Genomic DNA, 22,564 nt, shown 5'->3' with positions numbered 1-22,564 from the left:
ATCGTTGAACCGATGAGCGGTTGTTTTATGACGGATCGGCCTGTTTCTGCGGGCCGAGGAGGTGCATCAGCAGGGGCAGGACGTTGGCCGCCCGTTCTGCGTCGAAGTCGGCGTTGCTGCTGGGCTTCGACGCGGCCTTCGGGGTCGGCGAAGTGCTCCGCTTGGCCTTCTCGCCGAGGTTGCGCCGGACGGGAGCCTCGAAGGCCCCGAAGGTCCGCCTGAGGATTGGCAGGAGCTGGGTGAAGGCGTCGGGGTGCAGCTCCGCGAGCCAGCGGTCGATGATGGCGAAGAGGCCGTCGTCGTGGACGAGGATCTCGCCGCTCCCCTTGAGGAACCCTTCGAGCCAGGCGGCGGCCTTCGCGGGCTCGCTGGCCGTCGAGATCGAGAGGTTCATCCGCCGGGCGACCTCCTCGGCGTCGAGCGCGCGGGCGTCGAGCAGGAGCCGGCAGCAGCGGCCGACGATGAGCTGGTGGATCCGGGTTGAGACGGCGACATGCTCCAGGGCCTTCTGCCAGGAGGCGAGGTGCTCGGCGTCGTCGACGAGCCGGATCGCCGAGTCGGACTTCCCGACCGCGTCGAACATCAAAGTCGCCGCCGCATCGTCGAGCGACCCGCAGGCGATGGGCAGGCCGATGCAGACGCGGTCGATCATCCCCAGCACGGAGTGGCCGACCATGGCGACGTCGGCCTTGCGGACGTTGCCGTAGCGGAGCAGGTTCGCCAGCGGGGGCAAGGCGGCCATGAGCTCGAGCACGTCGCCGGCCAGGGCCGATCGGGCCTCGACTTGCGCCATGATCCGGGCGGCGGCCTCGGGGAGGTCGGCGAGGATGGCCGCGTCGAGCATCCTGGCCAGCTCGGCGAGGTTCGACTCGCGCGAGGCGACCTCGCTCGCCTTGGCCGTCGCCGCGTCGAGGACCGAGGTCCCCCAGGTGCTCGCCTCGATGATCGCGACGGCGAACTCGGGGTGCCACTGGAGTTGCCAGGCCTCCTTGAACGTCCCCTTGCTGGTGGACTGCGCCGGCGTCCCCCAGGCGATCCCGAGCAGGGCGAGCCTGTGCAGGAGCCGGCTCCGCGCCAGGTCGTTGGGCTCGCGGAGGTCGAGCACCTTGGTCGTCTGGGCCGACTCGGGAGCCATCCGGAGCTGCTTCTGGATCCGGATGAGGTCGGCCTGGAGCGGGACCATCGGGGTCTCGCTCGGCACCTGCCCCATCACGTCGCCGACGGTCAGCTTCCGCCGGACGAGCTGCATCGGCGTGTCGTCGCCGAAGCAGAAGACGGTGCGCGCGGCCTCGTCGAGCTCGGCCAGGCCGGGGAGCGGCCGGTCCCTGAGGGCCGCGAGCGTCTCGGCCAGGCGGACCGACTCGATCACCGAGGCGGACGAGGCGTCGAGCCCCTCATCGCGGAGCAGCCGAGCAACCCTGGTCATCCAGCGGCCGACGACCTCGTCGGGGGCCGACCAGAGGTGCGAGTACCAGCCTGGAGACTGCACGCCGGCCCCGTAGCCGCTATCGAAGGCGAGCCGGCCGTTCGTCCAGGGGACCCAGGTCGCGGCGACCTTGGCCTTGGGGAGACCCTTGAGCAGGGCCGCATCGTCTCGGGCGGAGGGCCAGCGTTCGGGGGTGAGTGCCGGGGCATGCCAGGCCCCGCAGATCACGGCGATCCGCTCCTTGCCCTCGGCCTGGGCCTCGCGGATGGTCGTGCGCATGTAAGCCTCGCGGCGGAGCTCGCGCAGGTCCTCGACCGGCGGGGCGTCGTCGCGTACGACGGCCATCGCCTCGAGGATCGCGGCGAACAGGTCGGCCCCGTCGCGACGGTGCTCGACGACGTGCTCCCACCAGCGTTCTCCCTCCTCGAACCCGGCGGCCTCGGCCAGGACCTGCAAGGGATCGACGCGGAGCCGCCGGGCCGCGGCTTTCGGGATCTGCTCCTCCTCAGCTCCCTCGGGGGCCTCGTCCTCCTCGGGGGCCTCGTCCTCTTCGGGGGTGTCCTCCCCGTCGAGGCTCTCGGGAGGGGCCACGGGCAGCACGGGCGGTTCCGGCTCCAGGCCGAGCTGGTGGGTCATGGGGAGGTCCATGAACCGCGCGGGGACTTTGTGCTTCAGGGCATAGCGGAGGGCCTGGAACTCGGGGGAGAACTCGGCGAACGGGTAATACGCCGCGTCCTTCGGCTGCTCCGGCCGGTAGATCAGGAGGGCGACGGGAGGTGTCATCTCCGCGTGGCCGAGCCAGGGGATTGCGGCGTTGCCGTCGGGCGGGCCCTCGACCAGCACGACGTCGGGCTCGATCGTCTCGAGCGCCTTGAGGACGCTCCTGGCCGAGCCCGGTCCGTGGTGGCGGACCCCCAGGACGAACACGGCCGAGGACGTTGCGGCGTCGGCGTCGGAAGCTCGCGTGCGAGTTTTCGCGGTCATCGTTGCGGCTCGCGACAGACTTGGGGATGAGGATCGGTCTCGAGGGGTTGGCTCAGATCAGATCAGATCACGTCGCGGCAGGCGCGATAGAGGTCCTTCCAGCCGTCGCGTTCCTTGACGACCGTCTCCATGTATTCGAGCCAGACCACGCGGTCCTGGACCGGGTCCTTCACCACCGCCCCGACGAGCCCGGCGGCGAGGTCGCCGGCGCGGAGCGAGCCGTCGCCGAAGTGCCCGGCCAGCGCGAGCCCCTGGTTGACGACGGAGATGGCCTCGGCCGTGCTCATCGTGCCGCTCGGCTGCTTCACCTTGGTCTTGCCGTCGGCGGTCGCCCCCTCGCGGAGCTCGCGGAAGACCGTGACCACGCGCCTGATCTCCTCGAGCCCCGGCGGCTCGGCCGGCAGCTCCAAGGCCCTGCCGAGGCTCTCGACCCGCCGCCGGACGATCTCCACCTCCTCGTCGGCCGTCTCGGGGGTCGGCAGCACGACCGTGTTGAACCGACGCTTCAGGGCGCTCGAGAGCTCGTTGACCCCCTTGTCGCGGTTGTTCGCCGTGGCGATCAGGCTGAACCCCTTGGTCGCCTGGGTCTCGCCGTTCAGCTCGGGGATGGGGAGCGTCTTCTCCGAGAGGATCGTGATGAGCGTATCCTGCACGTCGGCCGGGATCCGGGTCAGCTCCTCGACGCGGGCGATCTTGCCGTCCTGCATCGCCCGCATGATCGGGCTCGGCACGATCGCGTCCATCGATGGGCCTTTCGCCAGCAGCAAGGCATAGTTCCAGCCGTAGCGGATCGCCTCCTCGCTCGTGCCGGCGGACCCCTGGACGAGCCGGGTCGAGTCGCCCGAGATCGCGGCGGCGAGGTGCTCCGAGACCCAGCTCTTGGCCGTCCCCGGCACGCCGAGCAGCAGGAGCGCACGGTCGGTCGCGAGCGTCGAGATGGCGACTTCCATCAGGCGACGGTTGCCGATGTACTTGGGCGTGACCACGAACCCGCTGTCGAGAGTCCCGCCGAGCAGATATGTGGAGACGGCCCAGGGGGAGAGCAGCCAGCGCGGGGGGCGAGGCCGGTTGTCCGCCTTCGCAAGCTCGTGCAGCTCCTCGGCGAACTGCTCCTCCGCGTGGCGGCGGAGAACCTCGGTCGTACCCGGTTTCGAGCTGATCGGAACCTCGACTCCGTCGACGGCAGCCGCCGCGACGGCCTCGGCGGGAGGGGTGGCCTCTTGGGCGTTCCTGCTGGTGCGGGCGGCCTTGGCGCTCATCGGGCGAACTCCTCGTGCATCTCGTGGCGGAACCGCAGGGCGTCGAGAAACTCTCGATAGGCCGTGCAGAAGTAAACACCTGACGGCAGCACTTCGGGGAAGCCGAACTCGGCCTCCTCGATCAAGCTCGGGGGCAACATGCGGGCGAGGCCCGTGATGAATGGGTACAGCTCGTAGTCGAGCCGCCTTGATCTCGGGGAGGGGCGCGTCCGATCCTGGAAACCGTCGTCATCCTCCCTGGCGAGCCAGTCGAGCTCCTCGTCGACCGGCCGTCGCACCCTGTGCAGGACCTCCCTGGCCAGCCCGATCTCCAACTCTCCCTCGCACTGCTGGAGCAGGTTGAACGCCGGGTGCTTCTCGCCGAGGTCGGCCGTGGAGGAACGGAGCAAGTCGAACAGGAATGTGTCCCGATCCGTGGTCGGCAGGATCGAGAGGAGACCCTCAACCAGCGGAAACGTGGTGTCATCGTCCTCGGGTGGGTTCGCGAGCAATGCGAGAGCCCACGTTGCGTTTCGACTCCGCGTCGAGGCCGCGGCCCAGGCCCTCCAGAGCAGTTCGTTCCACTCGCTCTTGTGCTCGACGAGCCCCTTCACGAGTCGCTCGGGCGTGTCGTCCTGCGTACGGCACCAGGTCTCAAGTGGCGTCGAGGCGACGACCTGCTCGAGCCACCACGAGCGCTCGCCCGTGCCGGTCGGCGGCTTGGCCTCAATGCCGTCGCGGATCATCGCCTTATCGCAGCCCGAGGGGGGCGAGACGGCGACGGCCCTGGCCGTCGTCGGGGGCTTGCGGCCCTTCACGGGAGCCTCCGAGAAGGCAAGGAGCGGCCCGGCCCGCTCGATCATCCGGGCGCAGAGCCTCGACTCGGGCAGGCGCGTCAGCAACTCGGCCGCCGCCTTGCGGACCTGCTTGCTCTTGTCGTCGAGGGCCGCTTCCAGGAACTGCTCGTCGTCCATGCCGAGCCCCACCACGAGGGCCTCCACGAACGCCGCGCGGTCGTCGGCCGTTTCCTTGGTCCAGGTGGACGTGACCAGGACGAGCCCCTTCGCGGGGTCGTTCGCGCGGGCGGACCTAAGAGCCTGGCGACGCTCGGCCCGGGTTCCGGTCTGCCAGGTTGCGTCGAAGTCCGTAAGCTCGGAGTCAACCGCGGCGAAGGCCCAGTCGGGGTTGAGACTCGCGAGCCAGCGGCCTCGGTTCCCGATCACCTTGAGCAGCGGCCGGCGGAGCTTGCTGTCCTGCCTCGCCTTCGTCAGCAACTCGGGGAGGGTCGACCCTTCGAGCCGCAGGCCCGAGGCGTCCAGCAGGCCGAGACACTCCTCGAGGAACTGGAAGTGGTCGCCATTCAGGATGCGCTCGAGTCGCTGCGACTGCCGGCCTTCGCATTGCGGCCGCTCGTCAGGAGGCGGGGGCGTGATCGCGGGCGAAGAGTCGCGGCCCGGCTTGCGGCCGACCTGGTGATAGAGCGTCGAGGCCGCCGCGAGCCCGAGCAATTGCGCAGGACCCTGGGAGTCGCCGAAGTTTGAGGCCGCCAGGGCGCTCGTGACCGGCAACGTGGGGGCCGGCCGCCGCTCGACGCCGATCAGGGCACTGGCGGAGAGCTCCTTCCAGAAGGCCGCGAGGTTCTCGGGGGCGTCGATGGGGCTCGCCCCCCGCGTGGTGGGCTCCGAGTCGGCGTAGGAGATCATCTGATACCGCCCCTCGAACCAGGAGGCGAGCGGGGTGAGGCTCTGGCCGTCGAACTCCCCCGCCATCGCGAAGGGCTGGCCGCCGCTGATCCCGAGGAGTTCCCAACCCTGCCCGAATTGCGGCGAGAGGGGCAAGGTCAGGCCCTCCGCATCCCGAAGCAGCCATGACTCGCCGCTGCGCCCGAGCGTGACCCCCTCGAGGCACAACGGGTAAAGCTCGAGCCAGGGGGTGCGCGTCAGGGCCTTGGCGTAGCCGGCGTAGGCCGTGGCAATCGAGGTATGGCCGGCGGGGGCCGTGAGGGCCTCGGTCGGCCCGAATCGTTCCTTGATGAGGGCCCGAAGCGGGAAGGCACCCGGGAAATAGGCGAGTTCGGCCTCGAACTGGAACCCCGGAGTAAGCGTCGCGTCGAGGGATTGGGTCGAGCCGTAGGCGAAGTCGAGGATCTGGGCCGGCTTGCCGGCGTTGCGGCCGACGAGCCAGGTGCGCTGGGAGCGGAGCCGATCCTCGACCTCGACGCGCTGGCCGATGACTTGCCAGACGTCGCGGACGCCGGGTCGCGCCCGCACCTCGTTCTGATCGACGGGGAACCCGATGACCGACCGCACCTCGGCCTGCAAATCCTCCGGGAGCGACTCGACCCGTCGCTTGCCCTCGATGACGAGGTGGAGCCGGGCCAGGCGGTCGAGCAAGGGGCCGTTCCAGCCGTCGCCCGAGAGGGGCAAGGCGGAGATCTGCCGGAGGCGCCTGGCCAGGCCGGGGGCCTGGGCGTCGATCATCCTCCTCGCCTGCTCCTCCCAGGGATCGGCTCCCTGGCTCTGCAGGCTGGCGAGCCCCTGACGCAGCAGGTCGCCCATCCAGAGCCCGAGGTCCTCGAGCCCGGCGTCGACCTTGGCCGACCTCGCCTGCTCGCGCTTCTTCTGGGCGGCGGTGTCGACGACGGCCTCCCCCTTCTCGATCTTCTCCTGGCGCTCCTTGTCCTTCTGCGCCTTCTGATCGGCCCGCTTGGCGCGTCCTTCGAGCCAGGAGGCGACCCAGACCGGCGGCGCCCCCCTGTCGAAGGCCGTCGCCTGATTCGCCCAGATCAGCAGGAGCCCGAGCGAGTGCTTGCAGGGGAACTTCCGGCTCGGGCATGAACAATGGAAGGCCGGCTCGGCCAGCGAGATCTTCGTCTGATAGGGGGAGGATCCGCTCCCCTGGCACTCTCCCCAGAGGATCTCCTCGCCGACCCCCAGGCTCTTCCACTTTTTGGGAGACGACAAATCCTTGCCCGACTTGGCCGACCCCGCGTCGGGCGCCAGGGCCAGGACCTGCTCCGCACTCCAGACCGTCGCCATGGCGCACACTCCCCGCCAGCGATCCTGGGTTTCTATTCATGCGTTCACTATGCAGCGGCGGATTAGGATGCCGAATCCGAGGCCCGGAAGCAAGAGGGAACCCCGGCGATCTTCGCGATTGCGGATTCGGAGGGGGGGCGGCTCTGGAGGCGGGATGGGGATTCTTCTCGGGGGGTAAACGGGATCGCCCCGCCCGAGGGGCGAGGCGACGATCGGCTCCCGTCTGCGTGGAGGGGCTCAGGACTGCCGGATGAGCCGCTTGTCCCCGACGAGGTAGCTGCCCACCAGGGTCTTGCCCTCGATGGTTGAATTCTTGATCACAATCGAGGCATCGGGATGATAGAATTCGTACTTGCCCGAGGGGCCGTTGCCGGCGACGGTCGAGTTGCTGATGGTGACGGTCCCGCCCTGCGCGGCGAAGGAGCTGCCGAAGGACGGGTTGGCCCGCCTGGCGATGGTGTTCAGCACGTTGTACTGGACGCGGCTCTGGTTCACGGTGACGGTAGAGTTCTCGGTCGAGAACGCGGCGCCGATGCTCGCGGACGAGTCGCCGTAGGTCGAGGCGAAGGCCCGGTTGTTGGAGACGGTGCTGCTCGTCACGACGATGCTCCCCCCCTGGGCGTAGATGCCGCCGCCGGAGTTGAGCGACTGGACGTTCGGCGCCACCGCGCCGTTGATGGCCGAATTGTTGTTGATGGCCGAATTGTAGATCGTGACCGTGGCATCCCCGGCGCCGATGCCGCCGCCGTTCCTGTTGCTGATGTTGCCGCTGACCGTGGAGTTGTTGACCGTGAGGTTCCCGCCCTGGGCGTAGATGCCGCCCCCCATCACCTTCGCGTTGTTGCCCGTGACCGAGGTGTCCTCGAGCGTGACGTTGGCGTTCACCGAGTAGATGCCGCCGCCGACCTCGACGCTGTTTCCGCCGGTGACGGTCAGGTTCTCGAGCGACAGGTTGCCGCCGATGACCTGGATCGCCCGCCCGTCGTTCGGGGCGACGATGCTGACGGAGGCGGGGTTGGTGCCCGTCCCCTTGATCGTCAGGTTCGACGCGTTCTGGATCTGGAGCGTCTCGGTCAGGTTGTACGGGTGATTCGCCAGGATGATCGTGTGCGCCTGGGTCGGGTTATTGTTGGCGGTCGCCACGTCCGCCGCCAACTGGGCGGAGTTGGCCGCATAGAAGGTGGTGGGGACGACGCGTCCTTCCATGGCCTCGAGGCCGGGGCGGCTCTGGCGTTGCGTTTCCCGCTTCCTTACCCACCACATGGCGCGTCTCCTCCTTGATTAGCGCCGCCAAGGCCCGAAAAAGATCCGCCTGGTCGGAATCGGCGCGCGGCCTGGCACACTGAAGGGCAACGGCGTTCAAGAGAGCTCCCTGTCATCGTCCCGAGGCGAGGAGCGAAGCCGCTGCCTTTGTTGATTCGCGTGCGACGTGTTGCTTCAAGATGCGTTCGAGCGGAGCCTTTTTGCGCAGGCCGGTTGCGACGAATTGCTGAAGACGGGCTCGTCGCCCCATTTGAGCTGCGCAGCTCCTCTCCCCCGAGTGGGGAATGCGGGCAGGATACCCGATCGGGCATTTCTGCCTAGAGCAATCTTGGCCTCCCCAAATTGCCGGCACCGCGGCGACTCCGCCCTCGGTTCATCTCGGCCCGAGGCGATCGGCCCGGAGGCCGGCAACGCGACCGGCTTCGTGTTGATGGGTGTCAATTGATGGGATGAAAATCCAAAAGATCCTCGATGTGGCCGTCGCGGCGATCCCGTATCCGGGAGATTCTCGGAAGAACTCGACGGATATGAATGTCACGCTGTCAGTGATATCCCATTATTGTAGGGTATAAGCCCATTTTGCCCCTCCTGAGGCAATCGGCTGTCGGGCCTTGTTGTCTTCTTGTGAGCGGAGATCGCCTCTGGTGTGGAAGTATGCGTTATCGTTGATATGGATCCTGTTGGAGTTAATGCGCATAGGATTTTGTGAACGATGATGGAATCATCGATGCGAAGATTTCGCCGGAATTTCCGGGGAATCCCCCGCGGTGCTTGTCGCTTCTGATATTCGGAATGGATGACGAATTGTGCGGAAACGTTCGTGCGAGGTGACGATGCACTTGAAATGTTCTCGGGGATCTCTTAGTATCTTAAATGTCTCGGTCACGAAGTGATAGTGTGACTGACGATTAGTGTAATGATCTCCGGCTCTTACCCTCTTCCAGCCGGGCATCTTCCCTCCAATCGGCCCAAAGCACGGGCCATCCCCTGCGCCGTTCTTGCAACCGCGCCGGGATTGTTTGCCCTTCCATGCTGCGTGCGCGGTCGCCCGATGGGTTCGCGCGCGCCCACTTTCGGAGTCGATGAATGCAGACCGCGCAAGGATCGTGTCGCACTCGGTCGGGCTTCACCCTGATCGAGCTGCTCGTTGTGATCGCCATCATCGCCGTATTGATCGCCCTCCTCCTCCCCGCGGTGCAGGCCGCTCGCGAGGCTGCCCGTCGCTCCCAGTGCATCAACAACCTGAAGCAGCTCGGCCTCGCCGTCCACAACTACAACGACCAGAACAACTGCTTCCCGCTGAAGGACCTGTATCCTCACGTGGCGAACGTGAGCTGCGGCTGGTCGCTCTCGTGGCCGCTGGCGATCCTGCCGGGCCTGGAGCAGACCCCGCTGTTCAACGCCTTCAACTTCTCGTTCTCGACGGCGGGTGCCGACTATGACACCCCCTGCTCCGGCGGCAACGGCTGGGTGAACTCGACCGTGGGCCGGGCCCAGGTCGCGGGCTTCCTCTGCCCGTCGGAGAGCCTGGCGCAGCACCCGGATTCGGGCTTCGGCACCATCAACTACTTCGGGAACCTCGGCGGCCCCGGCGTGCTCGCCACGCACTCGGGCATGATCATCCCGAACGACGCGGGCGTCGTCCCGACCATCGGCTCGACCTACGCCCGCGGCGGCCCGGTGAACTTCGCCGCGATCACCGACGGCAGCTCGAACACCGCCCTCTTCAGCGAGAAGCTGTACGGCAACCCGAACTCGGTGGGCACGATCACCGCGTCGTCGAACAACTTCAAGCGCGGGCTCTTCACGCCGAGCACGACCGCGTCGCACGACACGGGCAACCAGGCCCAGGCCATGACCTTCATCGCGAACTGCAAGGCCATCCCGGGCACGACCGTCGCGACCTCGAGCGTCGCCGGCCTGAGCTGGATCAAGGCGTACCCCCCGTATTCGGTGATCAACGCCTACACCCACTTCGGCGGCCCGAACAGCCTGGCCTGCTCGAACGACAACTCCTACTGGGGCGGGCCCGCGGGCTCGGTGCCCCCGAACAGCAACCACCCCGGCGGCGTGAACGTGGGCATGGCCGACGGCTCGGTCAAGTTCATCAAGGACTCGGTCAACCTCCAGACCTGGTGGGCGGTCGGCACCCGTGCCGGCGGCGAAGTCATCAGCTCCGACGCCCTCTAATCGGCGCCTGGGTTCGATCTGGGCTGGGCGACGTCCCCGACGTTTGCCGACGCCCACGGCGATGCCCTCAATCCATGCGTCCGGCCGAGCGTGATTCGGCCGGACGTTCGCTTTGTCATTTCTCGACTTGATATCGTGAGCCAGGCATGAGCATCTCCCTGACGCGTTGCTCCCTCGTCTTCGCCCTCTCGGCCTGCTTCCTCGGATGCAATGAGGATGCCCCCCAGCAGCCGACGCAGATCAATCCGACCGCGACGGTCGCCGCCCCGGCGTCCTCGCCCTCGAACGGGATCCCTTCATCGGGCGGTGCCCTCAAGCGGAAGCCCGACCCCGTCGGAGCCATGTCGCCGATCATCCCGCCGAAGTAAATCCCGCGGAGAGGGTCCAGGACCGATCCCTCGAATCCGGCCGACCTGGACCCATCCCCATCGCTGGCCGATCATCAGTTTATTTTGCGATTAACCATTGCATATCTCCTCGCTGAATCGCCGGAATTCCCTTCCCGCCCGATCCTTTCGAGTGTTTGACTCACCTTTCGTCGCGTTGTAGACTCTCGCCCGCGCTCCGGGTAGCATTTGTCAACTCGCGCATCCATGGACACTGGCGGCCACGAATTCCGGGTCCGGGCGTTGCACGCCCTCGGGCCCCGGGCTTTTCGATCTTCGAAGGGATTTTGCCATGAATGGAATCGAAGCGATCAAGGCGTCATTGGAGGATACCAGGCAGACGCTGAACTGGTTCATCGCCGACTTCTCGGATGAAGACCTGCTGGTCCGCCCGGTCCCGGGGGCGAACCACGCCGCCTGGCAGATCGGGAACGTGATCGGCGGCGACATCTTCCTGGTTCATAGCCAGTGGCCCGACACCGCCTATCCCGAGCTCCCCGCCGGCTTCATGGATCAGCACGGCTCCGAGGGGGCGAAGAAGGAAGGGACCGAAGGCTTCCTGACCAAGGCCGAATACATCGAGCTGTTCGACAAGGTCCGGTCGACCACGATCGCCAAGCTCGAGACGCTTTCCGATTCCGACCTCGAGCGCCCCTGCACCGGCTCGGTCGCCAACTATGCCCCCAACCTCGGCCGGCTCTTCCTCGCCGCGTCGAATCACACCTTGATGCACGGCGGGCAGTTCTCGGTCATCCGCCGAAAGCTCGGCAAGCCCGTCCTCTTCTGAGCCGACTTCGAAACAAGCGCGGCCCGGGCTGGAAGGGAAATTCCAGACCGGGCCGCGTCTCGATGCCAATACGGTCAGCCGTCCCGCGTCATTTCTTCTCTTCTGACTTCTCCCCCTTCTCGGCGGCCTTGCGGAAGCGGTCGAGGTTCTCGTGCATCTGCTTGATGAGCGGGTGGTCGCCGTCCTTGATCTCGGCCTGCACGAGTTTGAGGGCCTTCTCCTCGTTGGCGACGGCCTCGTCGGGGCTGCCGGTGCGGAAGAGGGCCTCGGCCAAGGTGTCGAGCTGGGCCCAGTTCTCCCCCTTGCTCAATTCGACGGCGCGTTTGGCGGCCTTGAGGGCGAGCCTGGCGACGCGGGGGTCGGGCTCATTCTTGAGGTGCGGGTCGACGACGCTCCAGAAGTAGTTGTTCAGGGCGTTGGGGTTATCCTTGTTGGCCTCGTAGATCTTCTCGCCGAGCTCCAGGCCCTTGTCGGGCTCGCCGCCGTTGCAGAGCGAGGCGAACTTGATCCAGGCGAATTCCTCGGCGAGCGCGGGGTCGCTGGCGGCGACCTCGTCAATCGCGGCTACGGCCGCCTTGAAGTCACCGCCGCGATACGGGCGGATGATCTTGGCGCTGACGGCCGCGAGCTTGCGCTCCTTGGCCTTGTCGGCGAGGCGCTGCTTGGCCTTGTCGCCGATCTCCCAGGAGCCGTCGACGACCTTGGCGAGGGGCTCGTCCATCTCCATCGGGTGGCCGATCCAGGCGATCTTGCCGTCGTGGATGATGAAGGAGGCCGGGATGCCGTTCTCGTCGGCGGCCTTCATCCAGTTCTTGGCCATCGCGCCATCGTTGGGGCTGCCGTCCTTGGGGACGTCGTCGAGGACGACGGCGTAGTCCATCTTGTCTCCCATCTCCTCGACGAACGGCTTGACCTGGTCGATCTCGTTCTCCCAGACGTCGACTCCGACGAAGCGGACCCCCTTCTCCTTGTACTTGTGGGCCAGCTCGGTCAGGTGCGGGATGCTGACGCGGCAGGGGCCGCACCAGGTGGCCCAGAATTCGACGACGTAGGTCTTGCCGGGTTCGAACTTCTCGAACTTCTCCCCCTTGACCCAGCCCGAGACCGCCAGCGCGGGGGCGGGGTCGCCGATGTTCAGAATCTCCTCGGCCGAGAGGCCGAACGGCGTGAAGCACGCCACGAGCGCCGCGAGTGCGAAACGAGATGGACGCATGCTCTGCTCCTGATCTTCCGCGACGAAGGATCCTCATCGCCCGGGGTGGGCCGTCAGACGCTTGTCAATGGTGCGGTCTCATCGTAGCGGGGCCGTAAATCACTCGCAAGGATGAACGTGAAGGCGACAATCAAGCCGCAAAGAACCTGGACGTGTCGATGAGTCGGGTTGAAAAGAAGGGAGCCCTTCCCGACGCCCCCGGCTTCGGGCATCATCGGGCGTCGAGGAGGGACGTGCGTTTGCGAGCCTTGAGCCGGGAGGATGACCCCTGTGAAACTGCTACTCTTCAGCGACCTCCACACCGACGAGGCCGCCGCGCAGAAGCTCGTCGAGCAGTCGAGCCAGGTCGACGTGCTGGTCGGCGCGGGGGACTTCGCAAGCGTCAGGCGTCGGATCTCCGCCTGCATCGACATCCTCAAGGCGGTCGACAAGCCGACGGTCCTCGTCGCCGGCAACAACGAGACGACGGAGGAACTGATCGACGCCTGCAAGGGATGGAGCCAGGCGCACGTGCTCCACGGCGAGGGGGTGACGATCGCCGGCCGGGCCTTCTTCGGGATCGGCGGCGGGATCCCGGTCACGCCTTTCGGCTCGTGGAGCTACGACTTCAGCGAGTACCAGGCCAGCTTGCTCCTGAAGGACTGCCCGCCCGGCTGCGTGCTGGTGAGCCACTCGCCCCCCAAGGGGGCCGTCGACGTGTCGTCGAGCGGCCAGAGCCTGGGGAGCGAGGCGGTTCGCGAGGTGATCGAGCGCGTCGGGCCCGCCCTGGTCGTCTGCGGCCACATCCACGCGAGCGCCGGGAAAGAGGGGGTGGTGGGCTCCACCCCCGTCATCAACGCCGGGCCGGTCGGCATCGTCTGGGAGACTGGCCCCTGACGGTCAATCGGCCTTCGGCGCCGCGGCCTTATGGTAGTTCGGATAGGCCGGACGATTGCGCTTGAGGGGCGTCGACTTCTTGAGCTCCTCGAGCACGACCTCGACGGCCTTCTCGAGCTGCGGGTCGTGCCCCTCGCGCACGGCCTTCGGATCCTGCTCGATGTCGATGTCGGGGGCGACGCCGCGGTTCTCGACCTCCCAGTCCCCGGTCGGGAACCAGATGGCGATGTGGGGCGCGGTGACGCGGCCGCCGTCGATCAGGGTCGGATAGCCGCCGATCCCGACGAGGCCTCCCCAGGTGCGCTTGCCGACGAGTTTCCCGACCCCGGCCTGGCGGAAGGCGTAGGGCATGTAGTCGCCACCGGAGCCGGCCATCTGGTTGATGATCATCGCCTTGGGGCCGTGGATGGCGCCGAGCGGGGTCGTGATGTCCTCGCCGACCCTCGTCGCGATGAAGTTCAGCAAGGGCCTGCGGAGCCGGTCGATCACGTACTCGGCGAGCATCCCTCCGCCGTTGAACCGCTCGTCGAGCACGGCGGCCTCTTTATCCGTCTGGGCGAAGAACTCGCGGTTGAACCGGCGATAGCCCTCGAGCGCGGTGTTGGGCATGTAGATGTAAGCGACCTTGCCGTTCGAGAGCTTGTCGACCTTGCGGCGGTTCTCGTCCACCCAGGCGAGACCGCGCAGCTCGCGGTCGTTCTCGATGGGGACGACCGAGACCTCGCGCGAGTCCTTGCCTTGCGGGTCGGGCCCGACCTTGAGCGTGACCGAGCGCCCCGCCTTGCCCTCGAAGGCGGCGTACACGCCGTCCTCGCCGAGCGTGAGGTCGCGCCCATCAACGGCCAGGAGATATTCCCCTTCCTTCACGCGATTGCCGGGCTGGGTGAGCGGCGCCCGGAGCTTTGGGTTCCAGCTCTCGCCCCGGTAAATCTTGGCGATCCGATACCGGCCGTTCTCGACCCGGAAGTCGGCGCCGAGGAGCCCGCCGCGGGTCCCCTTGATCTCCGGCAGGTCGCCGCCGCTGATGTAGACATGCCCGAGTGACAATTCGCCGAGCATCTCGGTGAAGAGGTAGTTGAGGTCATGGCGGTGGGCGACCGAATTCAAATAGGGGCGATAGCGGTCCTCGGCCGCCTTGAGGTCGAGGCCGTGGAAGCCGGGGTCGTAGAGGAAGTCGCGCTCGATCCGCCAGACCTCGTGGTACATCTGGGCCCACTCGCGCAAGGGCTCGACGCGGACCTCCATCTCATCGGTCTTGAGCGGCTTCTCGGCCGGCTTGGGCAACTGCGAGGCGGCCACGATGAACCAGTTCGCCCCCTGGCGATAGAGGAGCTTCTCGCCGTCGTGCGACACCAAGGCCCCGCCAATCCCTTCGAGCGCCTTCTCCGACTTCCGCTTCTCCAGGTCGAACTTGTGAAGGATATCCCTGGAGGGGGGCACTGGGCCGCCGCCTTCTTGCTCGCCCCCGCTGGGCGGGGTTTCGAAGACGTAGAAGGTTTTCTCCTTGCCGGCGAGCACGCTGCTGTAATCGCGGGCCGGCATGGGCAGCGCGAGGATGCGCTGGTCGATGTCTTCGAAGTCGATGCGGACCTGCTGCGGCTCGTCCTTCTTCTCCTTGTCCTTCTCCTTGTCAACGTCTTTCTTGTCCTTGTCCTTGTCGCCGTCCTTCTTATGCTTGGCGTCGTCCTTGTCCTTCTCCTCGTCGCTCTCGGGGGCGAGGGGCGAGGCCGTCTCCGAATCGAGGACGATAAGGTAAGGGCTGCGGGTGACCGGGTGGTTGATGGTCGACATCTCGCCCCCCTGGCCGTGCGCGGGGCCGATATCCGTGCTCGCCAGGAAGTAGAGATATTTGCCCCCCTTGTCGAAGACGGGGTAATCGGCGTCGCTCATCCCGTCCGTGATCCGGTGCGTCTTGCCCGTCTCGAGCGAGTAGACGAAGACGGCACGGAGGTGATTCTTGAGCTGCCGCGAATACGTCAACCAGCGGCTATCCGGCGACCAGGCGGGGGATTCGAGCCGCTCCATGAATGGGCCCGTGTCCACCTTTTTTGAGACGCCCGAGTCGATATCAACGTACCAGAGATTGATCCGATTGTCGGTATAAGCAATCTTCTTCGAGTCGGGCGACCAGTTGGGCCCATAGTAATACGAAGGGGAGTCGCCCAGGGCGATCGACTTCACATCTCCCTTGCCCGACTGTGGCCGGAGCTGGAGCTTGTACTCGCCCGACTCGTCGGAGAGGCAGGCGATCCACTTGCCATCGGGCGACCAGCTCGGGTCGCGCTCGGCGGCGCCGGTCGAGTTCGTCAGGTTGCGGATGTCCCCTTTCTCCGCCGGCACGGTGAGGATCTCGCCGCGGGCCTCGAAGACGGCCCTCGCCCCGGTCGGCGAGATCGCTGCGGCCTGGATCCCCTTGGCGACCTTCTCGTATCGCGGCCGGATCGCGGTCAGGTCGCCGCGAACCTGCACCTCGAACGGCGTGGACTTGCCCGACTTCGGGTCGAACAGGTGCAGGCTGCCGAACTGCTCGTAAACGATCGCGTCGGGGCCGGCCGAGGCCGACTTGATGTCGAGCCCCTTGTTCTCGACCACGCGCTCGACCTTCTCCGACGCGGGATCATACGAGTAGAGCGTGATGGGGCCGTCGCGGTCGGAGAGGAAGTAGATCTTGTCTCCCACCCACATCGGCCTGGAGTCGTTGGAATCCTTGCGGGGGATCGGCTTCACGGAGGAGTCGGCCAGGTCCGCGACCCAGATCGGCGAGGCCGTGCCGCCCCGGTATCGCTTCCAGGCCACGGAGGACACCGGGCTGGGGGCGTCGAAGTTGGAGAACGGGACGTAGGCCAGGTGTTTCCCATCCGGCGAGTACGAGCCCTCCACGGCCATTGGCAGCGGCAACTCCTGGGGGAAATCCCCGTCGAGCCCGATCGTGAAGAGCCGGCTGAAGCGGGCGTAGCTCTGACGCAGGGACCGGAAGAGAATCCGCTTCCCGTCCCGCGTCCAGCCGACGGCGTGCTCGGGCCCCGGGTGATAGGTCATCCGCCTGGGGACGCCGCCGCTCGACGGGACCACGTAGACGTCGAGGTTCCCCTCATATTCCCCGGTGAAGGCGATCTGCGTCCCATCCGGCGAGAAGACGGGCTCCGTCTCCTGGCCCATGCCCGAGGTGAGCCGCCGCGGCTCGCCGCCGCTGCGCGGGACGATCCAGAGGTCCCCCGCGTAGGAGAAGGCCACCTGCTCCTGGCTCACCGTCGGCTTCTGGAGCAGGAGTTTCGGCGGGGCCTCCGAAGCCTTCGCCGTGGAGATCGGCCCCGGGACGAGCCAGAGCCAGGTGACGGCCGTCAGGCCGAGGAGTGACGCTCGAGTCGTGGTTCTCATGCCGGTGTCGGCTCCTTGAGGTGAAGCGGAATGTGTGCAAGGGCCGAGGAACCTCGACCCTTGCTTGGGTTCGTCGCGAATTGGAATGTTGAAGTGTGCAAGGGATGTCGGCCGATCGCTCAATCCTCGGTGCGGATGCCGAGCCCGGCGACCTTGCCGTCTTTCGTCAGGGTGGCGAAGAATTCCAGGCGCTCGTTCTCGAAGATGACGCGGTAATGGAGCCTCAAGTCCTGATCCGACTCCTTGCGAGCTAGCAGGTCGATCGACTTCAAGGCGCCGAAGCCGGCGAGCCGCTCCTTGTCGTCCCGGATCTTGGGGAGCATCTCCTTCTGCGCCGTCTCTGTGAAGAGTGCGTCCTTGAGTTCCCCCTTCTGGGCGCCGAGGAGGATCCCCTTGAGCAACTCGGTCGTCTTCGGATCCTTGTCGGCGATCGCCTCGCTCGCCTTTCTGGCGAGTGCCGGGATGATCTTGGCGGCGATCCCACGGGCCAGCGAGTCTCCCCCGCCGCCGTCGAGGTTGGTCAATACGATGATGGTCAGCTTGTCGTCGACGTAGCGCGAGAGCTGGGTGGAGAAGCCGGGGATGCCGCCGCCGTGCGAGGCCAGCCGGTGGCCATTGACCTTGCTCACGCTCCAGCCGAGGCCGTAATCGGCGTGCTTGCCCCCCTTGAGTTCGGCGGGGGCCCACATCGTCTCCAGGGTCGTCTTGTCGAGGAGCGTCCCGGCGGCGAGGCCGGCGTCCCATTTCACCAGGTCGCTCACCGTCGAGATGAGTGCCCCGGCGGCATAGGGCTGAGTCGGGCTGACGTATTCGCCGTTTTTGAGGGTCTTCCCCTCCATGGTGTAGCCGTGGGCGCGGTTGGGGATGATGACGCGGAGGTCGTTGACTCGCGTCTCCGTCATGTCGAGCGGCTTGAAGATGCGGGCCTCCATGAACTCGGGATAGCTTTGCCCGGCGACCTTCTCGATCAGCATGCCGAGGAGGAAGTAGCCCGTGTTGGAGTAGTTCCACCGCTCGCCGGGCTCGAACTCGAGCGGCTCCTTCGCCACGAGGTCGATGATCTCGCGGTGGGTGTAATCCTTGCGGATCGTCTTGAAGAAATCCTTGACGTTCGTATAACTCTTGATGCCGGATGTGTGGTTTAGCAGGTGTTTGACCGTGACCGGATCCCAGGCCTTGGGGAGGTCGGGCACGAGCTTCGTGATCGAGTCCTCGAGCTTGATCTTGCCGTCCTTGACGAGCAGCATGATCGCCGTCGCCGTGAAGGTCTTGGTCACGGAAGCGAGTTGATAAGCGGTGTGCTCGGTCGTCGGGACCGAGAGCTCGACGTTCGCGAGGCCATAGCCCTTGGCGAGGACGACCTTGCCGTCCTTGATGACGGCGACCGAGGCGCCCGGTATGTGCTGCTTCTTCATCGCCCCGGCGACGAACTCGTCGATGGCGCCGGGGGAGTTCTCGGCCTTATCATCGCCGCGGGCCGTCGCGATCGACGTTACCAGGAGGAGCGCGGCGAGGAAGGCCTGCGTCGTGACTTTCATGTTCAATCACCCAGCCTTTTGGTGGAAAGGTCGTGTCTGAGGATGGACGGACCGGGGCCGGGGCGATATCGCCACGGACCCGGGTCGCCCGATTGTGCAACAGTCTGCCATGACCGTCTTGTGCTGGCGAAACATTCCCCTGGAACGCCCCTAGCGCCTGCGGGAGAGGCGTCTGTAGGCTCCCGGGGTGACTCGCAACTGCTGGCGGAAGGTCCGCGTGAGGTGGCTCTGATCCGAGAACCCGGCCTCGAGGGCGATCTCGCAGAGCGGCGCATCGGAGCCGGCGAGGCGCTCGCAGGCGAACTGCACCCGGAGTTTGCGGACGTAGTCGCCCGGCGAGCAATCATGGTGGCGGCGGAAGACCCGGGCGAGGTGGACGGGATGGACGCCCACGCTACTGGCGACGTCCTCCAGCGGCAGGTTCTCCGCGAACCGGGCGTGGAGCAATTCCCGGGCCTTCTCGAGCCAGCGCGGCGGCGTGCGGCCCGGCTCGTCGGCCTGACCGCCTCCTCGCGAGATCTCCGCCACGATCTCCAGCGCGAGGCCCTCCAACCCCAGCCGCGAAGGGCCATCGGGCCGGCGATACTCGCGATAGAGCCGGCTCGCGAGCCAGGGGACCGGCCCCGCCCTTCGCTCGGCAGGACTGTCGAGCGCCGCCCCGTAGGCCCGGAGCGCCTCGGCCCGAGATCCTGAAATCTCGATGTGGAAGACCCGCCCGCCCCCGTTTTTCCAGCGGTTCGAGTGCGGCTCTCCGGCCGGGTGGAAGACCAGGGTGGACGGCCCCCCTTGCCTCGTCTCGCGGCCGAATGTCTCCTCGTACATCCCCTCGATCACGAAATAGAAGAATGCGTTCTCATGTTCGTGCTTGGGGAGGAACAGGTCCGTCGCGTACAACGACTCCGAGAAGGTGAGGCCGGCGACCTCGATGGTTTCTTGCATGTCTCCCAGGAATCGCCCGGGGGCCAGCTTGGTCGCCATTGGGAATTCCGAAATAAGGTGACTAAGGCTCGTTGGATTTCGAGTCGCAATCGAGGGCGCAGTACCGCACAACTTCCGTTTCGCGAAGCGGGCGGCTTCCACCGCCTTATTCGTCACCCAAGCTCGATTCTTGGGAAATAAGAACGGACCTCGTTTTCGTTCGGGTTCGATCGCCTAATCGGGCCGAGGGCCGTTGTTCCTCGGGTCGATCTGGGCCTGGTCGTCGAGCCCGCGCATGAAGTGGGTCCATGCCTCGAGGCCCGGCGCCGACTCGTTTCGACGGCGATGGGGGACGGGCAGTTCGATCTCCGAGGCGGGCACTCGGGCGAGGCGTCGGCCGGCGAAGCCGTAGTAGCGGTGCCACTCGCCGTCCTTGAAGACCTCCTCCGCCTGCCAGATCAGGCCTTCCTGATCGAACGCGATGTGCTTCTTCGAACGCTGGGTGGCGATGTCGTAGTCGTCCGTGAACTGCCCGTAGTCGCGGAAGGTCGTCCAGGTCGCGGGGTACGGCGTCATGGGGAGGGGGACCACTCGCCTCGGGCCTTCCCCCTCGGCCGAGAAGATGCAGAGCCCCCGGCGAAGGTCCTCGGGGGTCGCCGGATGATCGAGCCGGGGGAAGCTCGGCGCGATCCGGGTGAAGTCGTGTGAATGCGGCGCCCTTCGCTTCTCGCGGGAAGGCTCGTCGTAGCGTTTGCCGAAGCGCTCGAGGTAGGCGGATTGCTCGGCGATCACCCTGTCTCGATCCGCCAGGAACCAGGTCGGGTTGAAGGGGGGGATCCCGTCGAGGTTCAAGCCGAGCTTCCAGGCGTAGTAGTCGCAGACCCGCAGCGAGACGTCGGGGACCATCGGCGATGTGGCGGGCTTCATGTGGGGAAGTCCTGCGGACTCATTCCAACCGGTGCCGAATGTGATCCTGGGGCTGGAGACGGGATCGTCGTGGAATCTGGCGAGCGGCTCCCGATTGGCCAACTCTCGCACGACCATCTTGCGGAAGGCGGGGATGCCCACGAGCCTGGCGATGAGCTGCCCGCGCTCGCCCACATTGTTGGGGTGCTTCGCCGTGCCCAGGAAGGGGAGCCAGGGGGAATCCGGGTCGTTGAAGAGCTTCTCGGCGGCCGCGGAAAGCGCGGGGTCGTGCGGGAAGAGGGCGAAGGGCTCAAGGAAGTGCTCGAGCCCCGACCACGTCCTCGGGTCGGGCGGGTTGAACGCCAGGGCCCACGAGGCGTACTCCTCGAGCCCCTTCGAATCCCCGAGGCGCCCTCGCAGGCAGGTGAACTCGGAGTAGTATTCGTCGAGACTACCCCTGAAGAACTCCCGGTCGACCGACTCTTCATCAAGGATCTCGCGGAACCGTCGATGCAAGGCCGCGACCACGGGACGTGCCGCATCGGCGTCCCAGATCACCAAGGCGAGGGCAAGCTCGCGGGCACCGTCGAGGGGCGCCGTATCCTTCGGCTTCATCGCGTAATACGGGGTCGCTAGTTGCTCGGTGCGGCGAACGAGGAGCGTAGAGAGCGTAGAATTGTCCAGCTTACGCAGGGAATCGCCCCGTAATGAGCCATCGGGGCCGATGGGCGTCAGCCAACGGTGGGTGAGAGGAGCGATCACCGGTCGATCGTCGCGGGAGCCGGCGGGCATGTCGGTGACGATCAGTTTCGCCACCTCAGCCCACTCGACCGTATAGGCCGCGTCGTCGGCCAGGATCCGATACCAACGATCTTCGACCGAGACGTCGCCATACTTCGCCACGGATGCGGAGATGGCCGCGACCGCCTCCTCGTGGTTCTCGGGCGCCTGGTCGTTGTCGTCGGCGAGCTTCTTGCCCGAGAAATTATCGGTGCCCAGGAGCTTGAGGATCCCCGCGAAGGCGAGGTCTCGCACGGAGACGATGTGACGAGTCGTGGGGGTGTAGTGGAGGATGCGGACCGTCCGGGTCAGGCGTCGATCCTGCTTGAAGGCCTCGAGCAGCGGCTTCGCGGCGTCGATCCCCTGCTTCTCGAGAGCCTGGACCGTCACGTCGCGGCGATTGTACCTGGTATCGTGCATGAACATCATGTTCACGGATTCGTCCCTAGTGACCTCGCCCATTTTGTAGTTGTGTTCGGCCATCGAGTCGATGAGCGCAGCGATGCGTTCCTGAGGGTCGGGGAGCTTGACCAGGACCTCCAGCGGGCGTTTCTCGCCGGGCTTCTCGCGGGCCCGGCGCTCCTGATCGGCGATCAATATGGGCAGTTCTTCGATGAATTCCAGATAGGCGTCCGACTTCTTCTTCATCCAGGGTGGAGTGAAGGGCGAGGTCATTCGCGGGTCTTTGGCCGCGGAGTAGCCCAACTCGCGTGCCTTGTCCTCGACGATGGGCCGGACGCGGGCCATCTCCCGGGCCAACGTCAGCGAGAGGGGGTCGAGCCCGAGCGAGTGGGCGCTCAGGGCCTGGTCGTAGAGGGCCAGGGCCCAGGGCCTCGCGAGGGCAATATAGGGATCCCCTGCCTCGCCCGGGAGGCTCGAGCCGATCGGCGTCTTGAACCCCGTGCTCGCCTGCCAGACCTCCCTGGCCAGGTCGAGCCGCCCCAGGCGGAGGAGCAGGCCGATCGTCGTCGGCCTGGGCTCGACCCGCACGGCATCCCAGGCGACCTCGAGCCTGCCCATTTCCGAGTAGCCGAACGGGCTGGCTTCCCGCAGGGGGTTGGCCTCGGCGGGGATCGACGCTCCATAGGTTTTCGTGAGCTGCTGGAGCTTGGCCCTGGTCCTGGTCAGCAGGCCCTGGATGTCGGCGTCGAGGTCGGCCGGGTCGCCGAGGCCGTCCAGCGGGTAGACGAGGCCATTCCAGGCGACGGCGAACCGGCAGTCATCCTTGCGGCTCGCATCCTGAGGCAAGACCCAGGCGTGGGTCACGAGGTTGGGCCCTCCCTCCAGGGGAGGTCTCGGCGTATCGCCCGCCAGCACGACCTCGCGATACTCGCAGCCGCGAGGGTCGGCCATCCCCTGCCCGAACAGCGTCGTGAGGGCTTTGGCGAAAGGAGCCGAAACGCCCGGCCCGGGGCTCGTCCAGGGCTGGTCCTGCCGGGGCGGCCTGGGGATCTCACCACCGCGATAGGGCGGCGTCGGCCGGCAGGCCGCGAGCGACGAGCTCGCCGAAAGATCGAAGATCACCCCCGCCAACACGAGGGCCACGCCGCACGTCTGGCCGAAGCGGAAGGTCATGTCCAACATCCTGTCGAGCCTCGTTGGTGGCCGAGCTCGACGCCGGCGCGCCGGGGCTCGGGGGGAGA

Annotated in this window: 13 protein-coding genes; 4 read left to right on the top strand and 9 right to left on the bottom strand. The window is 66.6% G+C overall.

The features are described from left to right. Positions 1–25: 25 nt before the first annotated feature. The 4 genes from ACOYYX_RS37520 to ACOYYX_RS37505 form a co-directional block, all read right to left on the bottom strand. Positions 26–2,410, bottom strand: coding sequence for a DUF5682 family protein (locus ACOYYX_RS37520; RefSeq protein ID WP_422927758.1), 2,385 nt, complete (start codon positions 2,408–2,410; stop codon positions 26–28). Between the two features lie 62 nt (positions 2,411–2,472). Continuing rightward, complete coding sequence (locus ACOYYX_RS37515) at positions 2,473–3,669, bottom strand: ATP-binding protein (protein ID WP_422927757.1); 1,197 nt, start codon at positions 3,667–3,669, stop codon at positions 2,473–2,475. Next, positions 3,666–6,686, bottom strand: coding sequence for a DUF5691 domain-containing protein (locus tag ACOYYX_RS37510; RefSeq protein WP_422927756.1), 3,021 nt, complete (start codon positions 6,684–6,686; stop codon positions 3,666–3,668). The genes ACOYYX_RS37515 and ACOYYX_RS37510 overlap by 4 nt, the downstream gene beginning before the upstream one ends. A 237-nt stretch (positions 6,687–6,923) precedes the next feature. Next, positions 6,924–7,949: a hypothetical protein gene (locus ACOYYX_RS37505; protein ID WP_422927755.1), complete on the bottom strand. Its 1,026-nt coding sequence runs from the start codon at positions 7,947–7,949 to the stop codon at positions 6,924–6,926. 1,086 nt (positions 7,950–9,035) lie between these two features. Between ACOYYX_RS37505 and ACOYYX_RS37500 the strand changes: the two genes are divergently transcribed. From ACOYYX_RS37500 to ACOYYX_RS37490, 3 genes are all read left to right on the top strand, one after another. Next, the gene (locus ACOYYX_RS37500) at positions 9,036–10,139 is read left to right on the top strand and encodes a DUF1559 domain-containing protein (protein ID WP_422927754.1); all 1,104 of its coding nucleotides are present in this window, start codon (positions 9,036–9,038) and stop codon (positions 10,137–10,139) included. Between the two features lie 146 nt (positions 10,140–10,285). Then, positions 10,286–10,507: a hypothetical protein gene (locus ACOYYX_RS37495; protein ID WP_422927753.1), complete on the top strand. Its 222-nt coding sequence runs from the start codon at positions 10,286–10,288 to the stop codon at positions 10,505–10,507. Between the two features lie 310 nt (positions 10,508–10,817). Then, positions 10,818–11,312: a DinB family protein gene (locus ACOYYX_RS37490; RefSeq protein WP_422927752.1), complete on the top strand. Its 495-nt coding sequence runs from the start codon at positions 10,818–10,820 to the stop codon at positions 11,310–11,312. A gap of 88 nt (positions 11,313–11,400) precedes the next feature. Here ACOYYX_RS37490 and ACOYYX_RS37485 read toward each other — a convergent pair whose 3' ends face one another. Then, positions 11,401–12,525, bottom strand: coding sequence for a redoxin family protein (locus ACOYYX_RS37485; protein WP_422927751.1), 1,125 nt, complete (start codon positions 12,523–12,525; stop codon positions 11,401–11,403). Between the two features lie 270 nt (positions 12,526–12,795). Here ACOYYX_RS37485 and ACOYYX_RS37480 point away from each other — a divergent pair, with 270 nt between their 5' ends. Beyond that, positions 12,796–13,401: a metallophosphoesterase family protein gene (locus ACOYYX_RS37480; RefSeq protein ID WP_422927750.1), complete on the top strand. Its 606-nt coding sequence runs from the start codon at positions 12,796–12,798 to the stop codon at positions 13,399–13,401. A gap of 3 nt (positions 13,402–13,404) precedes the next feature. On the opposite strand, the gene ACOYYX_RS37475 is transcribed toward ACOYYX_RS37480, so the two are convergent. The 4 genes from ACOYYX_RS37475 to ACOYYX_RS37460 all read right to left on the bottom strand — a co-directional run bounded on the left by ACOYYX_RS37475 (position 13,405) and on the right by ACOYYX_RS37460 (position 22,505). Beyond that, positions 13,405–16,779, bottom strand: coding sequence for a S41 family peptidase (locus ACOYYX_RS37475; RefSeq protein WP_422927749.1), 3,375 nt, complete (start codon positions 16,777–16,779; stop codon positions 13,405–13,407). A gap of 119 nt (positions 16,780–16,898) precedes the next feature. Continuing rightward, the gene (locus tag ACOYYX_RS37470; protein WP_422927748.1) at positions 16,899–18,317 is read right to left on the bottom strand and encodes a serine hydrolase; all 1,419 of its coding nucleotides are present in this window, start codon (positions 18,315–18,317) and stop codon (positions 16,899–16,901) included. Positions 18,318–18,467: 150 nt separating this feature from the next. Further along, complete coding sequence (locus ACOYYX_RS37465) at positions 18,468–19,295, bottom strand: helix-turn-helix domain-containing protein (RefSeq protein WP_422927747.1); 828 nt, start codon at positions 19,293–19,295, stop codon at positions 18,468–18,470. Positions 19,296–19,469: 174 nt separating this feature from the next. Next, positions 19,470–22,505 carry a hypothetical protein gene (locus ACOYYX_RS37460; protein ID WP_422927746.1) on the bottom strand — a complete coding sequence of 1,012 codons (3,036 nt, stop codon included), beginning with the start codon at positions 22,503–22,505 and terminating at the stop codon, positions 19,470–19,472. Positions 22,506–22,564 lie beyond the last annotated feature (59 nt).

It is taken from the genome of Singulisphaera chitinilytica (assembly GCF_049331405.1).
Lineage (GTDB): Bacteria > Planctomycetota > Planctomycetia > Isosphaerales > Isosphaeraceae > PoT.
Note: the sequence above shows the minus strand (reverse complement) of the source record. Positions and strands in the feature narration are given on the sequence as shown.

Bases quoted from the DNA above. Each gene is read 5' to 3' on its own strand.
- ACOYYX_RS37485 (WP_422927751.1), bottom strand. From the start codon at position 12,525: ATGCGTCCATCTCGTTTCGCACTCGCGGCGCTCGTGGCGTGCTTCACG.
- ACOYYX_RS37505 (WP_422927755.1), bottom strand. From the start codon at position 7,949: ATGTGGTGGGTAAGGAAGCGGGAAACGCAACGCCAGAGCCGCCCCGGC.
- ACOYYX_RS37515 (WP_422927757.1), bottom strand. From the start codon at position 3,669: ATGAGCGCCAAGGCCGCCCGCACCAGCAGGAACGCCCAAGAGGCCACC.
- ACOYYX_RS37495 (WP_422927753.1), top strand. From the start codon at position 10,286: ATGAGCATCTCCCTGACGCGTTGCTCCCTCGTCTTCGCCCTCTCGGCC.
- ACOYYX_RS37460 (WP_422927746.1), bottom strand. From the start codon at position 22,505: ATGTTGGACATGACCTTCCGCTTCGGCCAGACGTGCGGCGTGGCCCTC.
- ACOYYX_RS37470 (WP_422927748.1), bottom strand. From the start codon at position 18,317: ATGAAAGTCACGACGCAGGCCTTCCTCGCCGCGCTCCTCCTGGTAACG.
- ACOYYX_RS37490 (WP_422927752.1), top strand. From the start codon at position 10,818: ATGAATGGAATCGAAGCGATCAAGGCGTCATTGGAGGATACCAGGCAG.
- ACOYYX_RS37465 (WP_422927747.1), bottom strand. From the start codon at position 19,295: ATGGCGACCAAGCTGGCCCCCGGGCGATTCCTGGGAGACATGCAAGAA.
- ACOYYX_RS37500 (WP_422927754.1), top strand. From the start codon at position 9,036: ATGCAGACCGCGCAAGGATCGTGTCGCACTCGGTCGGGCTTCACCCTG.
- ACOYYX_RS37510 (WP_422927756.1), bottom strand. From the start codon at position 6,686: ATGGCGACGGTCTGGAGTGCGGAGCAGGTCCTGGCCCTGGCGCCCGAC.
- ACOYYX_RS37520 (WP_422927758.1), bottom strand. From the start codon at position 2,410: ATGACCGCGAAAACTCGCACGCGAGCTTCCGACGCCGACGCCGCAACG.
- ACOYYX_RS37475 (WP_422927749.1), bottom strand. From the start codon at position 16,779: ATGAGAACCACGACTCGAGCGTCACTCCTCGGCCTGACGGCCGTCACC.